General features: G+C 63.1%; 16 protein-coding genes. 5 read left to right on the top strand and 11 right to left on the bottom strand.

What is annotated here, in order from left to right; all coding sequences use genetic code 11:
• Positions 1–25: 25 nt before the first annotated feature.
• The 5 genes from ACUTSC_RS03365 to ACUTSC_RS03345 all read right to left on the bottom strand — a co-directional run bounded on the left by ACUTSC_RS03365 (position 26) and on the right by ACUTSC_RS03345 (position 4935).
• Complete coding sequence (locus ACUTSC_RS03365; RefSeq protein ID WP_063989769.1) at positions 26–547, bottom strand: GNAT family N-acetyltransferase; 522 nt, start codon at positions 545–547, stop codon at positions 26–28.
• 199 nt (positions 548–746) lie between these two features.
• Positions 747–3098 (bottom strand): TonB-dependent Fe(3+) dicitrate receptor FecA, encoded by a 2352-nt coding sequence (gene fecA, locus ACUTSC_RS03360; protein ID WP_445653081.1) that lies wholly within the window; start codon positions 3096–3098, stop codon positions 747–749.
• A 115-nt stretch (positions 3099–3213) separates the two neighbouring features.
• Complete coding sequence (gene fecR / locus ACUTSC_RS03355; protein WP_445653080.1) at positions 3214–4170, bottom strand: ferric citrate uptake sigma factor regulator FecR; 957 nt, start codon at positions 4168–4170, stop codon at positions 3214–3216.
• Positions 4167–4691 (bottom strand): ferric citrate uptake sigma factor FecI, encoded by a 525-nt coding sequence (gene fecI / locus ACUTSC_RS03350; RefSeq protein WP_197767793.1) that lies wholly within the window; start codon positions 4689–4691, stop codon positions 4167–4169. Before fecI ends, fecR begins: the two co-directional genes overlap by 4 nt.
• Positions 4692–4782: 91 nt before the next feature.
• Entirely contained in the window at positions 4783–4935 is a 153-nt protein-coding gene (locus ACUTSC_RS03345) for a hypothetical protein (RefSeq protein WP_197773985.1), read from the bottom strand.
• A gap of 188 nt (positions 4936–5123) precedes the next feature.
• Here ACUTSC_RS03345 and guaD point away from each other — a divergent pair, with 188 nt between their 5' ends.
• Entirely contained in the window at positions 5124–6440 is a 1317-nt protein-coding gene (guaD, locus tag ACUTSC_RS03340) for a guanine deaminase (protein WP_445653079.1), read from the top strand.
• Here guaD and ACUTSC_RS03335 read toward each other — a convergent pair.
• Positions 6425–7588, bottom strand: a complete 1164-nt coding sequence (locus ACUTSC_RS03335) for an MFS transporter (protein WP_445653078.1) — start codon at positions 7586–7588, stop codon at positions 6425–6427. The two genes, guaD and ACUTSC_RS03335, sit on opposite strands and share 16 nt — an antisense overlap.
• Before the next feature lie 103 nt (positions 7589–7691).
• Between ACUTSC_RS03335 and ACUTSC_RS03330 the strand changes: the two genes are divergently transcribed.
• Together ACUTSC_RS03330 and dcp are read left to right on the top strand one after the other, a co-directional pair.
• Positions 7692–8606, top strand: a complete 915-nt coding sequence (locus ACUTSC_RS03330; protein ID WP_445653077.1) for a LysR family transcriptional regulator — start codon at positions 7692–7694, stop codon at positions 8604–8606.
• 106 nt (positions 8607–8712) lie between these two features.
• Positions 8713–10914 (top strand): peptidyl-dipeptidase Dcp, encoded by a 2202-nt coding sequence (dcp, locus tag ACUTSC_RS03325; RefSeq protein ID WP_445653076.1) that lies wholly within the window; start codon positions 8713–8715, stop codon positions 10912–10914.
• 72 nt (positions 10915–10986) lie between these two features.
• Here the strand turns inward: dcp and ACUTSC_RS03320 are convergent, their stop codons facing one another.
• The 5 genes from ACUTSC_RS03320 to ACUTSC_RS03300 all read right to left on the bottom strand — a co-directional run bounded on the left by ACUTSC_RS03320 (position 10987) and on the right by ACUTSC_RS03300 (position 15789).
• Positions 10987–12297 (bottom strand): MFS transporter, encoded by a 1311-nt coding sequence (locus ACUTSC_RS03320; RefSeq protein ID WP_004938595.1) that lies wholly within the window; start codon positions 12295–12297, stop codon positions 10987–10989.
• A gap of 142 nt (positions 12298–12439) precedes the next feature.
• The gene (locus ACUTSC_RS03315; protein WP_445653075.1) at positions 12440–13069 is read right to left on the bottom strand and encodes an N-carbamoylsarcosine amidohydrolase; all 630 of its coding nucleotides are present in this window, start codon (positions 13067–13069) and stop codon (positions 12440–12442) included.
• 9 nt (positions 13070–13078) lie between these two features.
• Positions 13079–13831 (bottom strand): maleate cis-trans isomerase family protein, encoded by a 753-nt coding sequence (locus tag ACUTSC_RS03310; protein ID WP_445653074.1) that lies wholly within the window; start codon positions 13829–13831, stop codon positions 13079–13081.
• 15 nt (positions 13832–13846) lie between these two features.
• On the bottom strand, positions 13847–14641 hold the full coding sequence (locus ACUTSC_RS03305; RefSeq protein ID WP_445653073.1) for an alpha/beta hydrolase: 795 nt from the start codon (positions 14639–14641) through the stop codon (positions 13847–13849).
• Positions 14638–15789 carry an FAD-dependent monooxygenase gene (locus ACUTSC_RS03300; RefSeq protein ID WP_033645813.1) on the bottom strand — a complete coding sequence of 384 codons (1152 nt, stop codon included), beginning with the start codon at positions 15787–15789 and terminating at the stop codon, positions 14638–14640. The genes ACUTSC_RS03305 and ACUTSC_RS03300 overlap by 4 nt, the downstream gene beginning before the upstream one ends.
• A 327-nt stretch (positions 15790–16116) precedes the next feature.
• On the opposite strand from ACUTSC_RS03300, the gene ACUTSC_RS03295 reads away from it, so the two are divergent.
• On the top strand, positions 16117–17175 hold the full coding sequence (locus ACUTSC_RS03295) for a 2,5-dihydroxypyridine 5,6-dioxygenase (RefSeq protein ID WP_197773979.1): 1059 nt from the start codon (positions 16117–16119) through the stop codon (positions 17173–17175).
• A 66-nt stretch (positions 17176–17241) separates the two neighbouring features.
• Positions 17242–17715, top strand: coding sequence for a MarR family winged helix-turn-helix transcriptional regulator (locus tag ACUTSC_RS03290; RefSeq protein ID WP_033634451.1), 474 nt, complete (start codon positions 17242–17244; stop codon positions 17713–17715).
• The last annotated feature ends 1 nt before the right edge of the window (position 17716 follow it).

Raw genomic sequence — 17716 nt, 5'->3', positions numbered from 1 at the left:
CACCGGGCCGACGGCCCGATGCTGATTAGCGCTGAGGCGGCAGGTGATAGACCACGGCGTCATACTTGACGCGTTCGCAACGCCCGGCCAGCACGCCGCCCAGCGACTCGATGAGGCGACGGCTGGCGGCATTCTGCTCGGCCACCGGGTAGATAAGGTGCTGAGGCTGAAAGCGCTCGCTGACCCAGCGCGCGATGCCCTGCACGATTTCGCGCCCGTAGCCCTGGCCATGCAGGCTCTCTTTGACCCAGATACCCAGCTCCGGAGTGTGGCTGCGCAGGTTGTGCGCGCCGCCGACGCCGACGAACAGGCGGTCTTCGCGCCGGCGGGCGACGAAGATCACTTCTTCGCCTTCGCGCATCAGCGGCAGCCAGCCTTGCCAGACGTTGGCGAAATCTTCCGGCGACGCCTCCGGCTCAAAGGCCATAAAGCGCGTCAGGGTGGGGGTGATCGCCTGGTAAACATCGTCGGCGTCTGCTGCGGTAAAGGGGGCAATCAACAAACGGTCGGTGTCAACGCGGCACTGAGAAAGGTCATTGTGATTCATTTTAATTCCTCGCTTTTCAGGCCATAACGGCAAAAAATCCGCGCCCATAAATTGGGGCGGATCGTCGATATTACGCGTATTGGCGGCAGAAGCGACTTATTTCTCGCCGCTGCGGCGGCGTGGAGGGAGGGGGTTATGTGACAACGTCACGTTGATGAGGAAGGCGGCGGACACGATGAGCCGCGCCCGCCGCCGGGGGTCAGAACTTCACCGAACCTTGCAGATAGATCGTGCGCGGCTGGCCGATGTACAGACCTTTGTTATTGTCGTCATAGGCGCGGGTGAAATACTCGTGGTTGAACAGGTTTTTCACCCCGACGCCCAGATTCAGGCCGGCCATTTCCGGGCCGAAATCATAGGCGGCGCGCACGCCCCACAACATATAGCCGGGAATGCGGCCGGTGCTGCCGTCGGCGCTTTCCGCCACGGTGTTGGCGTTGTCGGCGAACTGGCTGGATTGGAACTCGCCGTTAAGGTTAAACGCCCAGTTGCCCGGCGTGTAGTCCAGCCCCAGCGTGCCTTTATGCTTCGGTGAGAACGGCACCTGATTGCCCTTGTAGCCGCCGTCTTCGCGGATGGTGGCGTTGACGTAGGCGTAGCTGGCGTAGGCGGTCAGGTCGTCCAGTTTCGGCGTCAGCTGCGACAGATCGTAACGCAGGCTGCCTTCCAGCCCGGCGTGGCGGGTTTTGCCGCGCGCGGTCACGCTGTCGGTCACCTGGTTGGAGTCGTACTGGTTGTTGAAGTTGATCAGGAACAGCCCGATCTCGCCGGTCAGCGCATCGCCGGCGTAGCGGGTGCCCAGCTCCCAGGTGCGCGCCTTCTCGGGCTCAATCTTGCCGCTGTCGACCGCTTTGCCCATCTGGCTGTACTGCACGGTGCCGAAGGAACCTTCGGTGTTGGCGTACAGGTTCCAGTATTCGTTCAGGTGATACATCACGTTCAACGCCGGCAGCGGTGCGTTATAGCTGACGTCGAGGCGGTTGTTCTTGATGTAGTTGTTCTGATACGACTTGATGTACTCGTAGCGCATGCCCGGCGTGATGGTCCAGTCGCCGATGTCGATGCGATCGTCGATATAGAAGGCGTGCGCCTCGGTGCCGGACTGGGTATCGCGATCGTACGGGCTGGCGGTGGACGGCAGCCGGCCGGTGCTGGCCTTGCTGGTGTAGCGCAACTCGTGGGTGGATTCGCTGACGTAGCGGTAGCCGACGCCAACCTCATGCGCCGAATCGCCCCAGCGGAAGCTCTGGCTGTAGCGCGGTTCCACGCCGCGTACCCAGTATTCGCGCGGCGACAGCGTCAGGTTTTTGCCCTGATCCAGATAGCCGCTGCGCAGGGTGTAGGTGTAGAAGCTCTGCACGTCGAACTTGTGCTGCTGATCCGGCTGATATTGGTAGCCGAAGTTCGCCAGCTGGCGGCGGCCCCAGAACTTGTCGTACGGGCGCGTCGACTGGAACGGATTGGCGTTGTAGTCCGCCCGGCTCAGGCCGCCCGGCATGTCCGCTTCGCCTTCGTAGTATTGCAGCAGGCTGTTGAAGGTGTGCACCTCGTTCGGGGCGTAACGGCTTTTCAGCATCACGTCGTCGATCTTGGTCGCGCTGTGTTCGCGCCAGTCGCTGCCGCGGGTACCGGAGTAGAGCAGCGCCGCGCCGAGGCCGTTGTCGGCGGTGCCGCCGATCATCAGATTACCGGTGCCTTTCGGGTGATCCTGGCGCGAGGTCGGGCTGAGCTGCCCCTGCATGCCGGCCTCCATGCCGAAGGTTTTCGGGATGGCACGGGTGACGAAGTTGACGACGCCACCGACGCTCTGCGGCCCGTAGCGCACCGCGCCGCCGCCGCGCACCACGTCAATCGCATCCATATTGCCGAGCGAGACCGGCGCCAGCGACAGCTGCGGCTGGCCGTAAGGGGCGAAGGGCACCGGGATGCCGTCCATCAGCACGGTGGAGCGGCTGGCGAGGCGCGGGTTGAGGCCGCGAATGCCGAAGTTCAGCGCCATGTCATGGCTGCCGGTGCCGTTGTTCTCCGGCGCCACCACGCCCGGCACGCGGTTCAACGCTTCGCGCACGGTGGTGGTGCCGGTTTTGGCGAATTCTTCGCGGCGCACCACGTCGCGTGCGCCGGGATGTTCGAACACGTCTGCCTGACGGCCTTCCGCCAGCCAGTCACCGACCACGGTGATGTCTTCTTCCTTCTGCGGCTGCGGCAGTTTGGCCAGCGTGTAACCGTTGTTGCCGAGCGCTTTAGCCTGCAGGCCGCTGCCGGCCAGCAGAGCGTTCAGGCCGTCATCGACGCCGTAGCTGCCGTTCAGGCCCGGCGAACGTTTGCCGGCGGTCAGCGCGCCGTCCACCGAGAGCGCGATGCCGGCGCGCGCGGCGAACGCGTTCAGCGCGCCGTCCAACTCACCGGCCGGAATGTGATAGGTTGCCGCGGCGCTGGCGGCGCTCGCCGTCAGCGCCGCGGCGAAGGCCAGGCCAATGGCCACGGCCAGCGGCGTGGCCCGTTTTCCCCAAAGCGAAGCCGGCGCTCCCTTTCCCCAAGCGTTGTTCATACCTTCTCCTGAATCATTTTTTATTTATTGCTGCAGTGTTTTCCTGGGAGTCGGATGAGCAAAGCAAAAGGGACAATCAAGAATGCGATTTTTTATCATTTTCATTTAAAAAGATTCAGGCAGGGACGATTTGCAGCCAATAGCGGGTAAAGCTCTGCAGGCGCACCGGCAGCGTCTGGCTGAGCAGGGCGAGGGCGCGATCGGTATCGTTGAGCGGGAAACTGCCGCTGACGCGCAGGGCGGCGACGGCCGGATCGCAGCTCAGGTGGCCGCGCCGGTAGCGCGCCAGTTCGGCGATCACCCGGTCCAGCCGCCACTGGCTGACGCTCAGCATGCCGCGCAGCCAGCCGTCCTCCGCCGCAGCCGGTTGTTTGTCGCTGAAGGCCGTGGCGCTGAAACTTATCTGTTCTCCGGCCTCCACTCGGCGCGTTTGCCGCGCGTCCTGCGCCAGCTGCGCTTCGACCGCATGCTCCAGCACCGTCAGCCGAGTCTCGTCGCCGCTCTCCCGTACCAGGAAGCGGGTGCCGAGCGCGCGCATCGCCCCCTGCGGGCTTTGCACCCACAGCGGCCGGGGGTCGCGTCCGGTAACCAGGCTGATCTCCCCGGCGTGCAGGCGGATCAGCCGTTGGCGATCGTCGTAATGCACGTCCACCGCGCTGGCGGTGTTCAGCACCAGCTGGGTGCCATCGCTTAACACAATGGGTTTGATCTCGCCGGTGGCGGTGCGGTAGTCGGCGCGCAGCTCCCGGCCGAGCGGTGACTGGTAAAGGAAGCTGCCGCCGCCCACGCCGAGCAACAGCAGCAGGCTCTTCAGCAGGGTGCGGCGATCGATCGCCGATTGGCGGCCGGCGCGATCGAGCGCGCGGTAGCTGAACTTGCCCGGCACGCCCTGCAGCTGGCTCTGCAACGCTTCGACGCGCTGCCAGGCCCAGCGGTGATCGTCATGCTGTTGGTACCAGACTTGCCACTGTTGGCGCTGGCGGTCGGTGACGTGCTCATCGCACAGCAGCGCATACCAGTGTGCGGCCATCTTCAGCGCCTGGCGCTGCTCGGGGGTGATGGCGTTGCTCATGAGAAAACGTCGTTTTCCAGGCTGAACAGCAGGCAATGCTCGGTGGCCTTGGCCATGTATTTTTTAACCGAGCTGACCGACACGCCGAGGCGCATGGCGATGTCCGCATAGCCCAGGCCTTCGAGTTGCGACAGCAAGAAGGCCTGTTTCACCTTCGGCCCCAGGCCGTCGAGCATGGCGTCGATCTGCTGCAGGCTTTCCAGCAGGCTCTGGCGCTGCTCCGGCGACGGGGCATAGCCTTCCGGGATCAGTGCCAGCATCTCCAGATAGGCGCGCTCCAGCGTTCTGCGGCGGAACAGGTCGACCATCACCCGCTTGGCGACGGTGACCAGAAAATCTTTCGGCTCGCGCAGGGTCGCCGCGGCGTCGCTTTTCAGCAGGCGCATGAAGGTGTCTTGCGCCACATCGTCCGCGTCGAACGCGCAGCCCAGCCGCCGGCGCAGCCATCCCTGCAACCAGGCGTGATGGGTGGCGTAAAGGCGCGATAGCGCGGCGTGCGGGGCGGAAGCGGTGGCGGACATGGTTTTCGCATTGCTGGTCAAAAAAAAGATGCGCGGATGATAATTGAGAATGGTTATCGTTTCAAGTTTACCGGGTGGCCTGCGGAATGGGTCAGACCGCTTTGTATCGCGTTGAAATAACCGCTACGGCCGCGAAAATATCCGCTTGCCCCGTAAAGGTGCAGCGGCGCGGCGTTATTCCAGCAAGCAAACGGTTGCATTCGGTCTGCCGTTGAAGACCGCCGCGCGTTTTATTCTTTTTCATCGATTGGTTTTCTTTGATTAAATTAATATCAGTCTGTTTTTAAAGAGAAATATATTTTATAACCGCCTATTGGCACACGGCTTGCTATGCTTAATCCGGTCTTAGAGTTTGGGTAATAAAAGGCATTGTTTCATCAGCGAAGATTATTACGCGGGTGAGCTTGGCCGGTCGTCACAAGGAAGAAAATAATGGCACTGCAATTCACTACGGCTATTCGTGGCAATTTTTTTGATATCACCGCCTGCGTGGAGGAACCGCAACAGCTCGACGAACGCCTGCGGCACATTCCCGACGGTTTGTTGCTGCTCAACGAGGGTACCATCGTCTGGTTCGGCAGCTGGCAGCAGGGTGAGGCGCTGTTGCCGCCGGGCTTCGCGGTAACGGAGTATCATGACAAACCGATCGTGCCGGGCTTTATCGACACCCATATTCACTACCCGCAAACCGAAATGATTGGCGCCTATGGCGACCAGCTGCTGGGGTGGTTAAACAATTACACCTTCCCGACCGAAAGCCGTTACGGCTGCGAACAGCACGCCGACGAGATGTCGGCCTTCTTTCTGCGGGAGTTGCTGAGCAACGGCACCACCACCGCGCTGGTGTTCGGCAGCGTGCACCCGCAGTCGGTCGATGCGCTGTTCACCCAGGCGCAAGCGCTGAATATGCGCCTGATCGCCGGTAAGGTGATGATGGATCGCCATGCGCCGCAGGCGCTGCTGGAAACGCCGGAGCAAAGTTATCGCCAGACGCGTGAGTTGATCGAACGCTGGCACGACAAAGGCCGCCTCGGCTACGCCATTACGCCGCGCTTTGCGCCCACCAGTACGCCGGCGTTGCTGGCGCAGGTGCAGCGGCTGCGCGAAGAATTCCCCGACGTTTGGCTGCAGACGCACCTGAGCGAGAATCCGCAGGAAGTGGCCTGGGTAAAATCACTGTTCCCGCAGAGCCAAAGCTATCTGGACGTTTACCACCGTTACGGCATGACCGGCGGCAAAAGCGTGTTCGCCCACTGCCTGCACCTGGAGGAGCAGGAGTGGGACTGCCTGTGCGAGACCCGCTCGGCGATCGCGTTTTGCCCCACCTCCAACCTGTTCCTCGGCAGCGGGCTGTTCGACCTGCAGCAGGCCTGGCGCAAGCGGGTGAAGCTCGGCATCGGCACCGACGTGGGGGCCGGCACCACCTTCAATATGCTGCGCACGCTGGGCGAAGCGTACAAAGTCGGCCAGCTGCAGCATTACCGGCTCTCCGCCGTAGAAGCGTTCTATCACGCCACCCTGGGCGGCGCCCGCGCGCTGTCGCTGGACGACAAAATCGGCAACTTCAACGTCGGCAAAGAGGCGGATTTCGTGGTGCTCGATCCGGCGGTCACGCCGCTGCAGCAGTTGCGCTACGCCAACAGCGCCACGCCGGCGGAACAAGGGTTCGTGCTGATGACGCTGGGGGACGATCGCAACATTTATCGCACCTATGTGGACGGCAAGGTAGCTTATCAGGCGCCGCGCTGACGCAGCCGCGCCTGCAGCCAAACGCTGAGCGGCGCGACGGCGACCGCGCTCAGCGCGCACAGCCATAACAGGCGTTGCAGGCTAAGCGGGGTGAGGCCGCTGCTCAGCAACGCGGAGGAGAGCAAGAAGGCCGCCGTGGCGCTCAGGTGTATCAGGGCGGTTTGCAGTACGCCAAAGGCGGCGCGCTGCCGAGCGTCCGGCCAGCGCAGGCTCAGGGAAGAGATCGCCACCAGCCGCGCATAGGCCGCCGCGAGAAACGCAACCATGAACAGCTCGCCGCGATCGCCACCGCGTGCCGCCAGCCACAGGCTGCCCAGCAGCAACAGCGTGGCGCCCACCGTCAGCGTCACGGCGCCAAAGCGTTGCAGCCAGCGCCCCGCCAGCACGGTCGCCAGATAGCCGGCCACGCCGCCGATGAGAAACAGCCAAGGCAAATGCGCGTCTGCCACCTGTAGCCGCTGGGTGAGCAGCGGCGCCAGCACCGGGAGCAGCAGCATCGGGCTGAACTGCGTCAGGCCGGCGGCGGCGGCGAACAGCAGCAACCGGCGATCGAGCGCGACGGGCGCGGTAGCCCGTGGCTGCGGCGCATCCCTGGGAACGAACAGCGCGACCAAGACGGCCGCCAGCAGACACAGCCCGCCGATAGTCACCAGCGCGGCGCGCCAGCTCGCCACTTCGCACAGGTACAGCATGCCCGGCATGCCGACAATGCTCACCAACGAAAAGGACGCGATCACCGTCGCCAACATTCTGCCGTGCAGCGCGACCGGTGCGGCGTTGAGCAGCAGGCCGATCCCGACACCCATCGTGGTGCCGCCCAACAGCCCGGCCAACAGCCGCAGTGCCAGCAGCCAGTAAAACTGCTGGGTTGCGGCGATCAATAAGGTGGTCACGCCCAGCAGCGTGACGTTGAGCAGCAGAAAGCGCCGCTTCTCAACGCCGCCGATCCAGAAAAATGCGCCGATGCCGGAAATCACCGCCGCCAGCGTATAGGCCGCGCTGACATAGCCGGCGAAGCTGACGGGCACGGAAAAATCGGCGGCCATGTAGAGGAATATCGGGTTGAATACCATGTATTCCAGGGCATTGGTGAACTGAATAAAGGCGATGACCAGCGCTATCGCCGTCAGCTTTCTCGCGGGTGTCATAAGCATCCATGGGTTGCAGAATCAGGCCGGCAGTGTAGCGTTTGGCGTTGGTCGGGATTAGATGGTAGAAATGGCATGGTTTGTTATCAAATCAGGGATAATCATGCGCGCCAAATTGGATTTAAACCTGCTACGCATTTTCGTGACGGTGGTGGAACAGGGTAGCTTCGTCGGGGCGGCGCGGGCGCTGGCGATGCCGACCTCCAACGTCAGCCGCTACATCTCTCAGCTGGAGCGCCAGCTCGAGCAGCGATTGATAGAACGCAGCACCCGTTCGATGCGGTTGACGCCGAACGGCCAGCTGTTGCATGAACGTACCCAGCCGCTGCTGGCGTCGCTGGAACACACCGCGCAAACCCTCAGCGAGCGGCAGCAACAGCTGCGCGGGCCGCTGCGCCTGTGCGTGCCCAATGAAGTGGGGCCATACCTGTTGGGTGAGCCGCTGGCGGCGTTCGCCGTGCAGCATCCGCAGATCGAAATCAGCTGCGTGACCAACCTGGCGGGCATGGCGTCGCTGCTCGATGATGTCGATCTGGCGGTGATGATCAGCCGGGGCATGCTGGACGACAGCGACTATGTCGCGCAGCCGCTGGCGTCTTTCCCCTGCATCGTGGTGGCCGCTCCGGCGTTGCTGGCGCAGTGGCCGACGTCGTCGGCGATTAAACAATTCACGCAATTGCCCTGCATCAGCACGGTGGATGCGCTGAAGGGGATGCCGTGGCAGTTCATCCGCCCGGACGGAACCTTCGTTACCGTCCCGGTCAATACGCGCTATCGCGTCAACAGCGGGGAGATGGCGCTGAAGGCAGCCTTGGCCGGCGTGGGGTTCGCCATGCTTTCCGAGCTCGGCTGCCGGCCGTTTCTGGCCGACGGCCGTTTGGTTGAGGTGCCGCTGGCACTGCCGCCGGCGCCGTTGCAGCTGTATGCCGTTTACCCCGGCCGCCGCTATCTGCCGGCCAAAACGCGCGCGTTGCTGACGTTCCTGATACAGCAGGTTGGCGAGGCGGCTAACTTCTAATCACTTGTTTTTGCTCAAACTGCCAACTGCACCTAAGCTAGGAGGTGATTCAGAGGGAGCGATTCCCCGAGACCTTATTCCGTGAACATGGAGGAGTTTCGATTTGATGCGTTTATCCACATTGGTGCTGGCGATCGGCATGGCGCTGGGCTCGCAGGCACAGGCAGCAGAAACCCAACCTCACGCCGACCATAGCGCGCTGCCCAGCGGCCAGGCGAAGGAGGCTACCGTGACCGGTGAAGCCAATCAGCACGACAAGCAAAAGACTCAGAATCCGTTCTTCTATCAAAGCCGTCTGCCGTTCCAGGCGCCGCCGTTCAACCTGATCAAGGAGAGCGACTACGCGCCGGCGATCGAGGCGGGCATCAAGCAAAAGCGGGAAGAGGTGGAGAAGATCGCCAACAACCCGGCCAAGCCTAATTTCAAGAATACCTTCGTGGCGCTGGAGCAGGCAGGTTCGCTGCTGACGCGGGTGATGAACGTGTTCGGCGCCATGACCTCGGCCAACACCAGCGACGCGCTGCAGAAACTGGATGAAGAAACCTCGCCGAAGCTGGCGGCATTGAACGACGACATCATGCTCAACGGCAAGCTGTTCGCACGCATCAAGGCCATCTATCAGGATCGCGATGCGCTGAAGCTGGATCCGGAATCGCGCCGGCTGGTGGAAGTGACCTACAAGAACTTCGAGCTGGCGGGCGCCAACCTGTCGGACGCCGACAAGGCCAAGCTGAAGGCGCTGAACCAGGAAGCGGCGACGCTGAGCACCCAGTTCACCAACAAACTGCTGGCGGCGAGCAAAAACGGCGCGCTGGCGATAACCGACCCGGCGAAGCTGGACGGCCTGTCGGAAGGCGAGCTGGCTGCGGCGGCCCAGGCGGCCGCCGAACGCAAGCTGGAGAAACAGTGGCTGCTGGTGCTGCAAAACACCACGCAACAGCCGCTGCTGCAGAGCCTGAAAGATCGCGATACCCGCCAGGCGCTGTTCGACGCCTCCTGGACGCGTGCGGAGAAGGGCGACGGCAACGATACCCGCCAAACCATCTCCCGTCTGGCCAAAGTGCGCGCCGAGCAGGCCAAGCTACTGGGCTACCCGAACTACGCCGCCTGGAAACTGCAAAACCAGATGGCCAAGACGCCGGATGCCGCGCTGAGTTTTATGCGCAACATCGTACCGGCGGCTACCGCGCGCGCCGAGCGTGAGGCCAAAGACATTCAGGCGGTGATCGACCAGCAGAAAGGCGATTTCAAGGTGCAGGCCTGGGACTGGCAGTTCTACGCCGAACAGGTGCGCAAGGCCAAGTACGATCTGGACGAGTCGCAGATCAAGCCTTACTTCGAGCTGAACAACGTGCTGAACAACGGCGTGTTCTACGCCGCCAACCTGCTGTACGGCATCAGCTTCAAGGAGCGCAAGGACATCCCTGTCTACCAGCCGGACGTCAAGGTGTATGAAGTGTTCGACAAGGACGGCAAATCGCTGGCGCTGTTCTACACCGACTACTTCAAGCGCGACAACAAGGGCGGCGGCGCCTGGATGAGCAACTTCGTCGATCAGTCGAAGCTTAACGGCACCAAGCCGGTGATCTACAACGTCGCCAACTTCACCAAACCGGCGCCGGGCCAGCCGGCGCTGCTGTCGTATGACGACGTAATCACCCTGTTCCACGAGTTCGGCCACGCGCTGCACGGCATGTTCGCCGATCAGGAATACCCGAGCCTGTCGGGCACCAACACCGCGCGCGACTTCGTCGAGTTCCCGTCGCAGTTCAACGAGCACTGGGTCAGCGATCCGAAAGTGTTCAGCCACTTCGCCAAGCATTACCAGACCGGCGAGGCGATGCCGCAGGAACTGGTCGACAAGATCAAGAAGGCCGACAAGTTCAACAAGGGCTACAGCATGACCGAGCTGCTGTCCGCCGCGCTGCTGGATATGCACTGGCACATGCTGACCGCCGATCAGCCGCAGCAGGACGTGGACAAGTTCGAGGCCGAGTCGCTGCAAAAAGACAAGGTCGATCTCAGCTACGTGCCGCCGCGCTACCGTTCCAGCTATTTCCAGCACATCTGGGGTAACGGCTACGCCGCGGGCTACTATGCCTATCTGTGGACGGAAATGCTGGCGGACGACGCCTTCCAGTGGTTCACCGAACACGGTGGCCTGACCGCCGAAAACGGCCAGCGCTTCCGCGACATGATCCTGTCGCGCGGCAACAGCCAGGATCTGGAGAAGCTGTACATCGACTGGCGCGGCAAAGAGCCGAGCATCGAACCGATGCTGATCAACCGCGGGCTGAAGGACGAGTAAGTTCGGCCATTTCCGGTAAGTAAACAAAAGGGCGCGTTATGCGCCCTTCGTCTTTTTCGGCTTGGCCGACATTCAGCGGTTTACCACCTTGGCCGGCAGGGCCACCACCAGCAGCGAGCTGAGCAGCAGGCAGCCGGCGAAGGCCCAGAGCGCGCCGCCGCTCTTGCCGGTCAGATCCAGCGCCAGCCCCATCAGCGAATTGCTCACCAGCCCGGCGATGTTGGCCAGCGAACAGGCCAGCGCGAAGCCGGTCGCCGCCGCCGTGCCGCGCAGGAAGGTGGCCGGCAGGCTGAAGAATACCGGTACCGCGCCGATGATCGCCGCCTGGGCGATGGAGAACAGCAGCACCGTGGCCAGCGCATTGTGGGTGAAGAAGGTGCTGCCGGCCATTGCCAGCGCGCCGACGATAAACGGCACGATGATATGCCAGCGCCGTTCGCGCAGTCGGTCGGAACTGCTGCCGATCAACAGCATGCCGAGCAGGGCGGCGACGCTGGGGATCGCCGTCAGGTAGCCGATGGTGGTGATGTCGGTGACGCCGGCGGTTTTGATGAAGGTCGGCATCCAAAAGCCCATGGCGTAGGCGCTGAGCAGAATGGCGAAGTCGATGCCGCCGAGCATCCACACTTTCAGGTTGAAGAAACCGTCGCGGAAGCTGTGCTTGCCGTGATCGGCCTCGGCGTCGTCACGCGCCAAATCGTCGGCGATGCGCTGTTTCTCCTCGGGCGTCAGCCACTTGGCCTGCTGATAAGTGTTAGGCAACAGCCAGAAGGTCAGCACCCCCAACAGCACGCTGGGAATGCCCTCCAGCAAAAACAGCCACTGCCAGCCGTGCAGCCCGTGGCGCATGTCGAAATGGCCCATGATCCAGCCGGAGAGCGGCCCGCCGATCACGCTGGACAGCGGCAGGCCGATCATAAACAGCGCGATGATGCGGCCGCGACGATAGGTCGGGAACCACAGCGTCAGGTAAAAGAGCACGCCGGGCAGGAAACCGGCCTCCGCCACGCCGAGCAGAAAGCGAATGACGTAGAACTGGGTCGGCGTGGTGACGAACATGGTGGCGGTGGACAGCAGCCCCCAGGTGATCATGATGCGGGCGATCCACATCTTGGCGCCGACGCGCTGCAGGATCAGGTTGCTCGGCACCTCGAACAGAATATAGCCGACGAAGAACAGCCCGGCGCCCAGGCCGAAGGCCGCTTCGCTCAGCTGCAGCGCATCGGCCATCTGCAGCTTGGCCAGCCCGACGTTGATGCGATCGAGGTAGGCCGCCAGGTAACACAGGCAAAGAAACGGGATCAGTTTCCAGGTAATTTTGCGGTACAGCAGCAGCGATTCTGCGTCCGCTTTCCCCGCCAGCGGGGTGTCGACAATGGCCATGATGTTGTCTCCAGGTGATGCGTGTTGGCCTCCGCAGGAGGCGCCTGTTGTGTTTGCGTTGCAGGGGCGCCGCCCTGTTTCGGGCGGTCGCGTGAGGCGCTGTCTGCGCCTTCGTTATTGTCGTTGCAGGTGAATCGTTGATTCATAACCGGTTCAGGTAGTCGAGCGCCTCCCGTTTGTGCACCACGTCGCCGTATTTGCTGTCGATGTCGAACAGGTTGGCTTCGTGCGGGCCGGGGTGACGATCGCCGACGCACTCGCGCACCACCATGGCGCGAAAGCCGTGCTGCACCGCGTCCACCGCGCTGGCGCGGATGCAGCCGCTGGTGGAGCAGCCGATCATCAGCAGCGTGTCGATCCCTTGCGCCACCAGCAGCGGCGCCAGCGCGGTGCCGAAGAAGGCGCTGGCGTATTGCTTGCTCAGCACCACCTCATCGGCCAGCGGCGCCACCGGCGGGCAGAACGCCGCCAGTGGGTTGCCCGCCACCATGTCCTTCATCACCGGCGCTTTTTTGACCCACAGACCGCCATCGGCAAAATGGCCTGCATGATAGCGGATATGGGTGTGGATCACAGGAATTCCCGTGCGGCGCGCACAGGCCAGCAGCTCGCGGCTTTCCTCGACCGCGCTCACCACGCCCGGCGCGAACAGCGGCGCGCCTTCGGTGGTGTAGGCCAGCATAAAGTCGATCGCCAGCAACGCCGGGCGCCGGCCGAAGCCAAGGCGCTGGTCCCAGACGCCGCGATAGTTGTCGCTAAGGGTGTCGTTCATTCTGCCTCCTCAATAGGCGCCGGACAGCAGGGCGCCGGCGCCGGGGACGATCGGTTCCAGCTCCAGCGCGGTCAGCATCGCGTAAGTGGTGGCGATGGCGGCGGTGATCACCGGTTTGCCGGTTTGGGCCTCCACCGTCGGAACGGCCGGCAGCGAAGGCATCTGTACGCAGGCGGACAGCACGATAGCATCGACCTCGCGTAAATCCATCTCGGCGACGATCCCCGGCAGCCTGGCCGGATCGTGCCGGCCGACGTCGAGGTTGTCCGGGATCTCCAGTGCGTGCCATACCTTGACCTCAATGCCTTCGTGCTGGATGTAGTCCACCACCAGCTGGGTCAGCGGTTTCATATAGGGCGCCACCAGCGCGATGCGTTTGGCGCCGATCACCTTCAGGCCGTTGACCAGCGCGCCGGCGCTGCTGATAACCGGCGCGGGGGCCTGATTGTCTTTCGTCACCTGCGCCAGCCGGGCCTGCGATTCGCGGTGGTAGCCCAGCCCCATCGCCATGATGGCCACCAGGCAGGCGTAGCCGAGCACGTCGACCCGCGCGTCGGAGAGCTCCAGCGCGCAGCGATCGGACTCGGCGTCCATCGCCGCCAGCTCTTCTTTATTGACGTGTTTCATGCGCATGCGGCTGGAGTGAAAGGTGAAACGCTCCGGGCGTATCAGCTGGCGCGCGCCCAGCATCGCCGGGATCTCGGTTTCCATCGTGGTGTTGGAGCTGGGCACGATCTGGCCGATGCGGTAGTGGTTGCTCATGTCGGTATTCCTCAGTTAATCCAGAAAATCGCCCAGGGCGCGGCAGAAGCCGTCGAAATCGTCCCACGGGATCATGTGTCCGGCGTTCTCGACCTCGACGATGGCGATCTCCGGCTGCAGCGCGCGGATCTCCGCCCGGTCTTCGGGCTGAATGACGCCGCCTTTGCCTGCGGCTATCAGCAGCGTCGGCATGGTCAGCAGCGGGTAGTCGCGGTGGCTGTCCACCTGATGAAAATCGTCGTAGGCGCGTTGGATCGCCGGCTCGTAGCAGGTGTGCAGCCACTCGGCGCGCAGCCGGCGCTGCTCTTCGCTCCAGGTCGGGCAAAAGGCGCGCATCTGCTCGGCGCTCATGCCCGGCAGCGACTGCCGGATCGAGTCGGCGTACCACGGCCATTGGCCGGGATAGGCGCGGCGGCCGGGGCCGGAAACCGGCGGGTCGACCAGCACCAGCCGCCGCACGCCGGTGGGCTGCAAAACGGCGGCGCGCAGGGCGAAGCGGGCGCCCATCGAATGGCCGAGCAGGGCGTAACTGGCCAGGTTCAGCGCGGCGGCGAAGGCATTGACGTCCTGCGCGCAGGTCTCTGCGTCGTAAGCCAGTTCCGGGCCGCTGGACGACAAACCGCGGCCGCGCACGTCGAGTACGTAGACGTCGTATTTTTCTCCCAGTCGCTCGGCGACGAAGCCCCAGGTGATCGCCGGGCTGGTGATACCGGGGATCAGGATCAGCGCCGGGCCGTGGCCGCCGTAGCGCAGGTAGTGTTGGCGAATACCGTTGGCGTGAACGTGGGCGCCGTAGAGGAAGGTGCTCATGCGGCGTTCTCCGATTTCAGCGCTTGCGCGTACAGGTCATAGCCGTAGACCCAGGCCGGATCTTCCTGGGTGCGCAGGAAGGTGTTGGCGTTGGACACCGCCTGCACCCTGGATGCGCGCTCCTTGCGGTTGGCTTCATACAGCTGGAAGGCGGTGCGGTAGTCGCCGAGGCCGGTTTCCTGCAGGCAACGGGTCAGCATGGCGGCGTCTTCGATCGCCATCGCCGCGCCCTGCGCCATGTGCGGTTTCATCGGATGGCAGGCGTCGCCGAGCAGCACCAGGCGGCCTTCGCTCCACAGCGGCAGTGGTTTGCGGTTCAGCAATGGCCATTTGGTGACCTGCTCGCTGGATTCGATCAGCGCCTGCACGATCGGGTGGTAGCCGGCGAAGGTCTCGAACATCTCTTCGCGGCTGCTGTCGATGAAGCTGCCCTGGAAATCCCAGGCTGGGTGTGGCACGCCGCTCACGTAGTAATACTCGTCGCGCCGTTGGGTGGTGTAGTAGACCATCAGATGGCGATCCGCCGACCACCACTTCACGCAGTCTTCGAACGTCAGGTTGTATTTCGCCAGCTTCTCGCCGCGGATCAGCGCGCGGTGGGCCACCCAGCCGCTGTAGGTCGGCGCTTCCGCCCCCAGCAGATGTTCGCGGATGCGCGAATTGATGCCGTCGGCGCCGATCACGATGTCGGCATGGGCCGAGGTGCCGTCGACGAAGTTCAGCACCACCTCGTCCCCGCGATCTTCAATCTTGCTCAGGCATTTGCCGAAGTGCAGGGTGCCGGGCTGCAGCGCGGAAAGCTGCAACGCCTGGAGATCGCCGCGGTGCACCGTCACATAGGCGGCGCCGTACTCCCGGCGGGCGAAGGCGCCCAGTTCGATGCGCGACAGATAGTCGCCGCTCTCGGCATCGCGGCTGAACCAGAAATCGGGATGAGACGCCATCTGCTCCAGCCGCTGCTCAATGCCGAGCCGGCGGAAAATCTTCAGGACGTTCGGCCCCATGTGAATGCCGGCGCCGAGGCGCGAGAACGCCGGGCTCTGTTCATACAGATCGACGGTAAAGCCGGCTTTTTGCAGCAGCCCGGCGGCGGCGGCGCCCCCCAGCCCGGCGCCGACGACGGCGATGCGTGGTTGTTTGCTCATCATATTTCCCCTGTCTGTTGGCTTTTTTCAGCGTAGGCCCAACGCGTGGCTGGACGATCGATTTATAGTGTATGCACTAGATAACGCAAAGTTGCAAAAGTGTTAAATCAGATCTTGCTCACGCTAATTGACGGCGCATTACTGTTAAACTCATGTTAATCACAGGATTGCAGAGGGATGAAATAGGACTTTCTTATGATGGATAGTCGCGACTTGCTTTCCTTTGCTTTTTTGACTTAGATAAAAACGAGTGTGTTCACTTTAAATTGTTTGAAAAATCACCGCCGCCTTGCGGGCGTCGGACCCCCTTGACGAGACAGGAGACAGGCCATGGCGGTCAATGAAACCCAGTTGGTACAGCTGTTCGAGCAGGTGCTTACGCTGTCGAAGGTCGATGCTTCGCAGAGCGTGGCGATTTTGAAAAGCCATTATTCCGATGCGCGCACGGTGCGCGCCGCGACCGACGCGGCGCTGCGGCTGGGTGCCAGGGTGTATGCCGTCGAGCTGCCGGCGTTCAACCATCCGCGGGCGATGGGCAACGACATGACCGCCTATTGCGGCGATACCGCGCTGACCGGCAACCTGGCGGCGCAGCGTGCGCTGGAGGCCGCCGACCTGATCGTCGATACCATGATGCTGCTGCATTCGCCGGAGCAGGAGCAGATCCTGAAAACCGGCACCCGCATCCTGCTGGCGGTGGAGCCGCCGGAGGTGCTGGCGCGCATGTTGCCCAACGCGGAGGACAAGGCGCGGGTGCTGGCCGCCGCCGCCGTACTGGAGCAGGCGAAGCTGATGCAGGTGACCTCCGCCGCCGGCAGCGATTTCCGCGCGCCGCTCGGGCAATACCCGACGGTGACCGAGTACGGCTATGCCGATGAACCGGGGCGCTGGGATCACTGGCCGAGCGGCTTCCTGTTCACCTGGCCGAATGAGGAGCAGGCGGAAGGGGTGCTGGTGCTGGAGGTCGGCGATATCTTGCTGCCGTTTAAAAGCTACGCGCGCGAACGCATCACGCTGGAGATCGAACAAGGGTTCGTTACCCGCATTCACGGCGGTTTCGAGGCGGAATACCTGCGCGAATACATGAAATACTTCGACGATCCGGAGGTGTACGGCATCTCGCACATCGGCTGGGGCCTACAGCCGCGCGCCCAGTGGACGGCGATGGGCCTGCACGACAAGAACGACGGCATGTGCATGGACGCGCGCGCGTTTTACGGCAACTTCCTGTTCTCCACCGGGCCGAACACCGAAGTGGGCGGCACGCGCAAAACGCCTTGCCATATGGACATCGCGCTGCGCCGCTGCGACATCCGCCTCGACGGGCAAACGGTGGTGGTGGACGGGGAAGTGGTGGCGCCGGAGGCCTCGCGCGTGCGCCGGGCTTAATCGTTGCTGCCAACGGCGGGGGTTTGTACTATTCTCGTGGATTCCATAGATGGTGAGAGTAACGCAATGACGCCCCCCGAATACCCGTCAGCCGTGAGCGGCCAACCCGAAAATTATCATTTTACCGAGCAAGTCGGGCACCTGCTGCGCAAGGTTTATCAGCGCCACCTGGCGATTTTCCAGCAAAACGTCGGCGATTCGCAGCTGACGGCGGTGCAGTTCATTACCCTGTGCGCGGTGCGCGATATGGGGCCGAGCTCGCTGACCGAGCTGGTGCAGGTGACGGCGGTGGATCAGGCCACCATACGCGGCATCGTCGAGCGGCTGAAGGCGCGCGATCTGATCACGGTGACGCCGGATCCGGTCGATCGGCGCAAGGTGGTGGTCGGCCTGACCGACGCCGGCGCCGTGCTGCTGACGGAAACGGTGCCGCAGGCGGCGAAAATCACGGAGCTGACGTTCGGCACGCTCAACCCGGCCGAACGGATAGCGCTGATATTCCTGCTGAATAAAATGCTGGAAGATCCGCCCACCGGCTGAT

This window comes from Serratia sp. TSA_105.2 (assembly GCF_052692115.1).
Note: the sequence above shows the minus strand (reverse complement) of the source record. Positions and strands in the feature narration are given on the sequence as shown.

What these genes read in the sequence shown, in the direction of transcription:
- fecR (WP_445653080.1), bottom strand. Translation starts at nt 4,170, where the DNA reads ATGAGCAACGCCATCACCCCCGAGCAGCGCCAGGCGCTGAAGATGGCC.
- ACUTSC_RS03335 (WP_445653078.1), bottom strand. Translation starts at nt 7,588, where the DNA reads ATGACACCCGCGAGAAAGCTGACGGCGATAGCGCTGGTCATCGCCTTT.
- ACUTSC_RS03295 (WP_197773979.1), top strand. Translation starts at nt 16,117, where the DNA reads ATGGCGGTCAATGAAACCCAGTTGGTACAGCTGTTCGAGCAGGTGCTT.
- ACUTSC_RS03300 (WP_033645813.1), bottom strand. Translation starts at nt 15,789, where the DNA reads ATGATGAGCAAACAACCACGCATCGCCGTCGTCGGCGCCGGGCTGGGG.
- ACUTSC_RS03305 (WP_445653073.1), bottom strand. Translation starts at nt 14,641, where the DNA reads ATGAGCACCTTCCTCTACGGCGCCCACGTTCACGCCAACGGTATTCGC.
- fecA (WP_445653081.1), bottom strand. Translation starts at nt 3,098, where the DNA reads ATGAACAACGCTTGGGGAAAGGGAGCGCCGGCTTCGCTTTGGGGAAAA.
- ACUTSC_RS03365 (WP_063989769.1), bottom strand. Translation starts at nt 547, where the DNA reads ATGAATCACAATGACCTTTCTCAGTGCCGCGTTGACACCGACCGTTTG.
- fecI (WP_197767793.1), bottom strand. Translation starts at nt 4,691, where the DNA reads ATGTCCGCCACCGCTTCCGCCCCGCACGCCGCGCTATCGCGCCTTTAC.
- ACUTSC_RS03345 (WP_197773985.1), bottom strand. Translation starts at nt 4,935, where the DNA reads ATGAAAAAGAATAAAACGCGCGGCGGTCTTCAACGGCAGACCGAATGC.
- dcp (WP_445653076.1), top strand. Translation starts at nt 8,713, where the DNA reads ATGCGTTTATCCACATTGGTGCTGGCGATCGGCATGGCGCTGGGCTCG.
- guaD (WP_445653079.1), top strand. Translation starts at nt 5,124, where the DNA reads ATGGCACTGCAATTCACTACGGCTATTCGTGGCAATTTTTTTGATATC.
- ACUTSC_RS03310 (WP_445653074.1), bottom strand. Translation starts at nt 13,831, where the DNA reads ATGAGCAACCACTACCGCATCGGCCAGATCGTGCCCAGCTCCAACACC.
- ACUTSC_RS03290 (WP_033634451.1), top strand. Translation starts at nt 17,242, where the DNA reads ATGACGCCCCCCGAATACCCGTCAGCCGTGAGCGGCCAACCCGAAAAT.
- ACUTSC_RS03315 (WP_445653075.1), bottom strand. Translation starts at nt 13,069, where the DNA reads ATGAACGACACCCTTAGCGACAACTATCGCGGCGTCTGGGACCAGCGC.
- ACUTSC_RS03320 (WP_004938595.1), bottom strand. Translation starts at nt 12,297, where the DNA reads ATGGCCATTGTCGACACCCCGCTGGCGGGGAAAGCGGACGCAGAATCG.
- ACUTSC_RS03330 (WP_445653077.1), top strand. Translation starts at nt 7,692, where the DNA reads ATGCGCGCCAAATTGGATTTAAACCTGCTACGCATTTTCGTGACGGTG.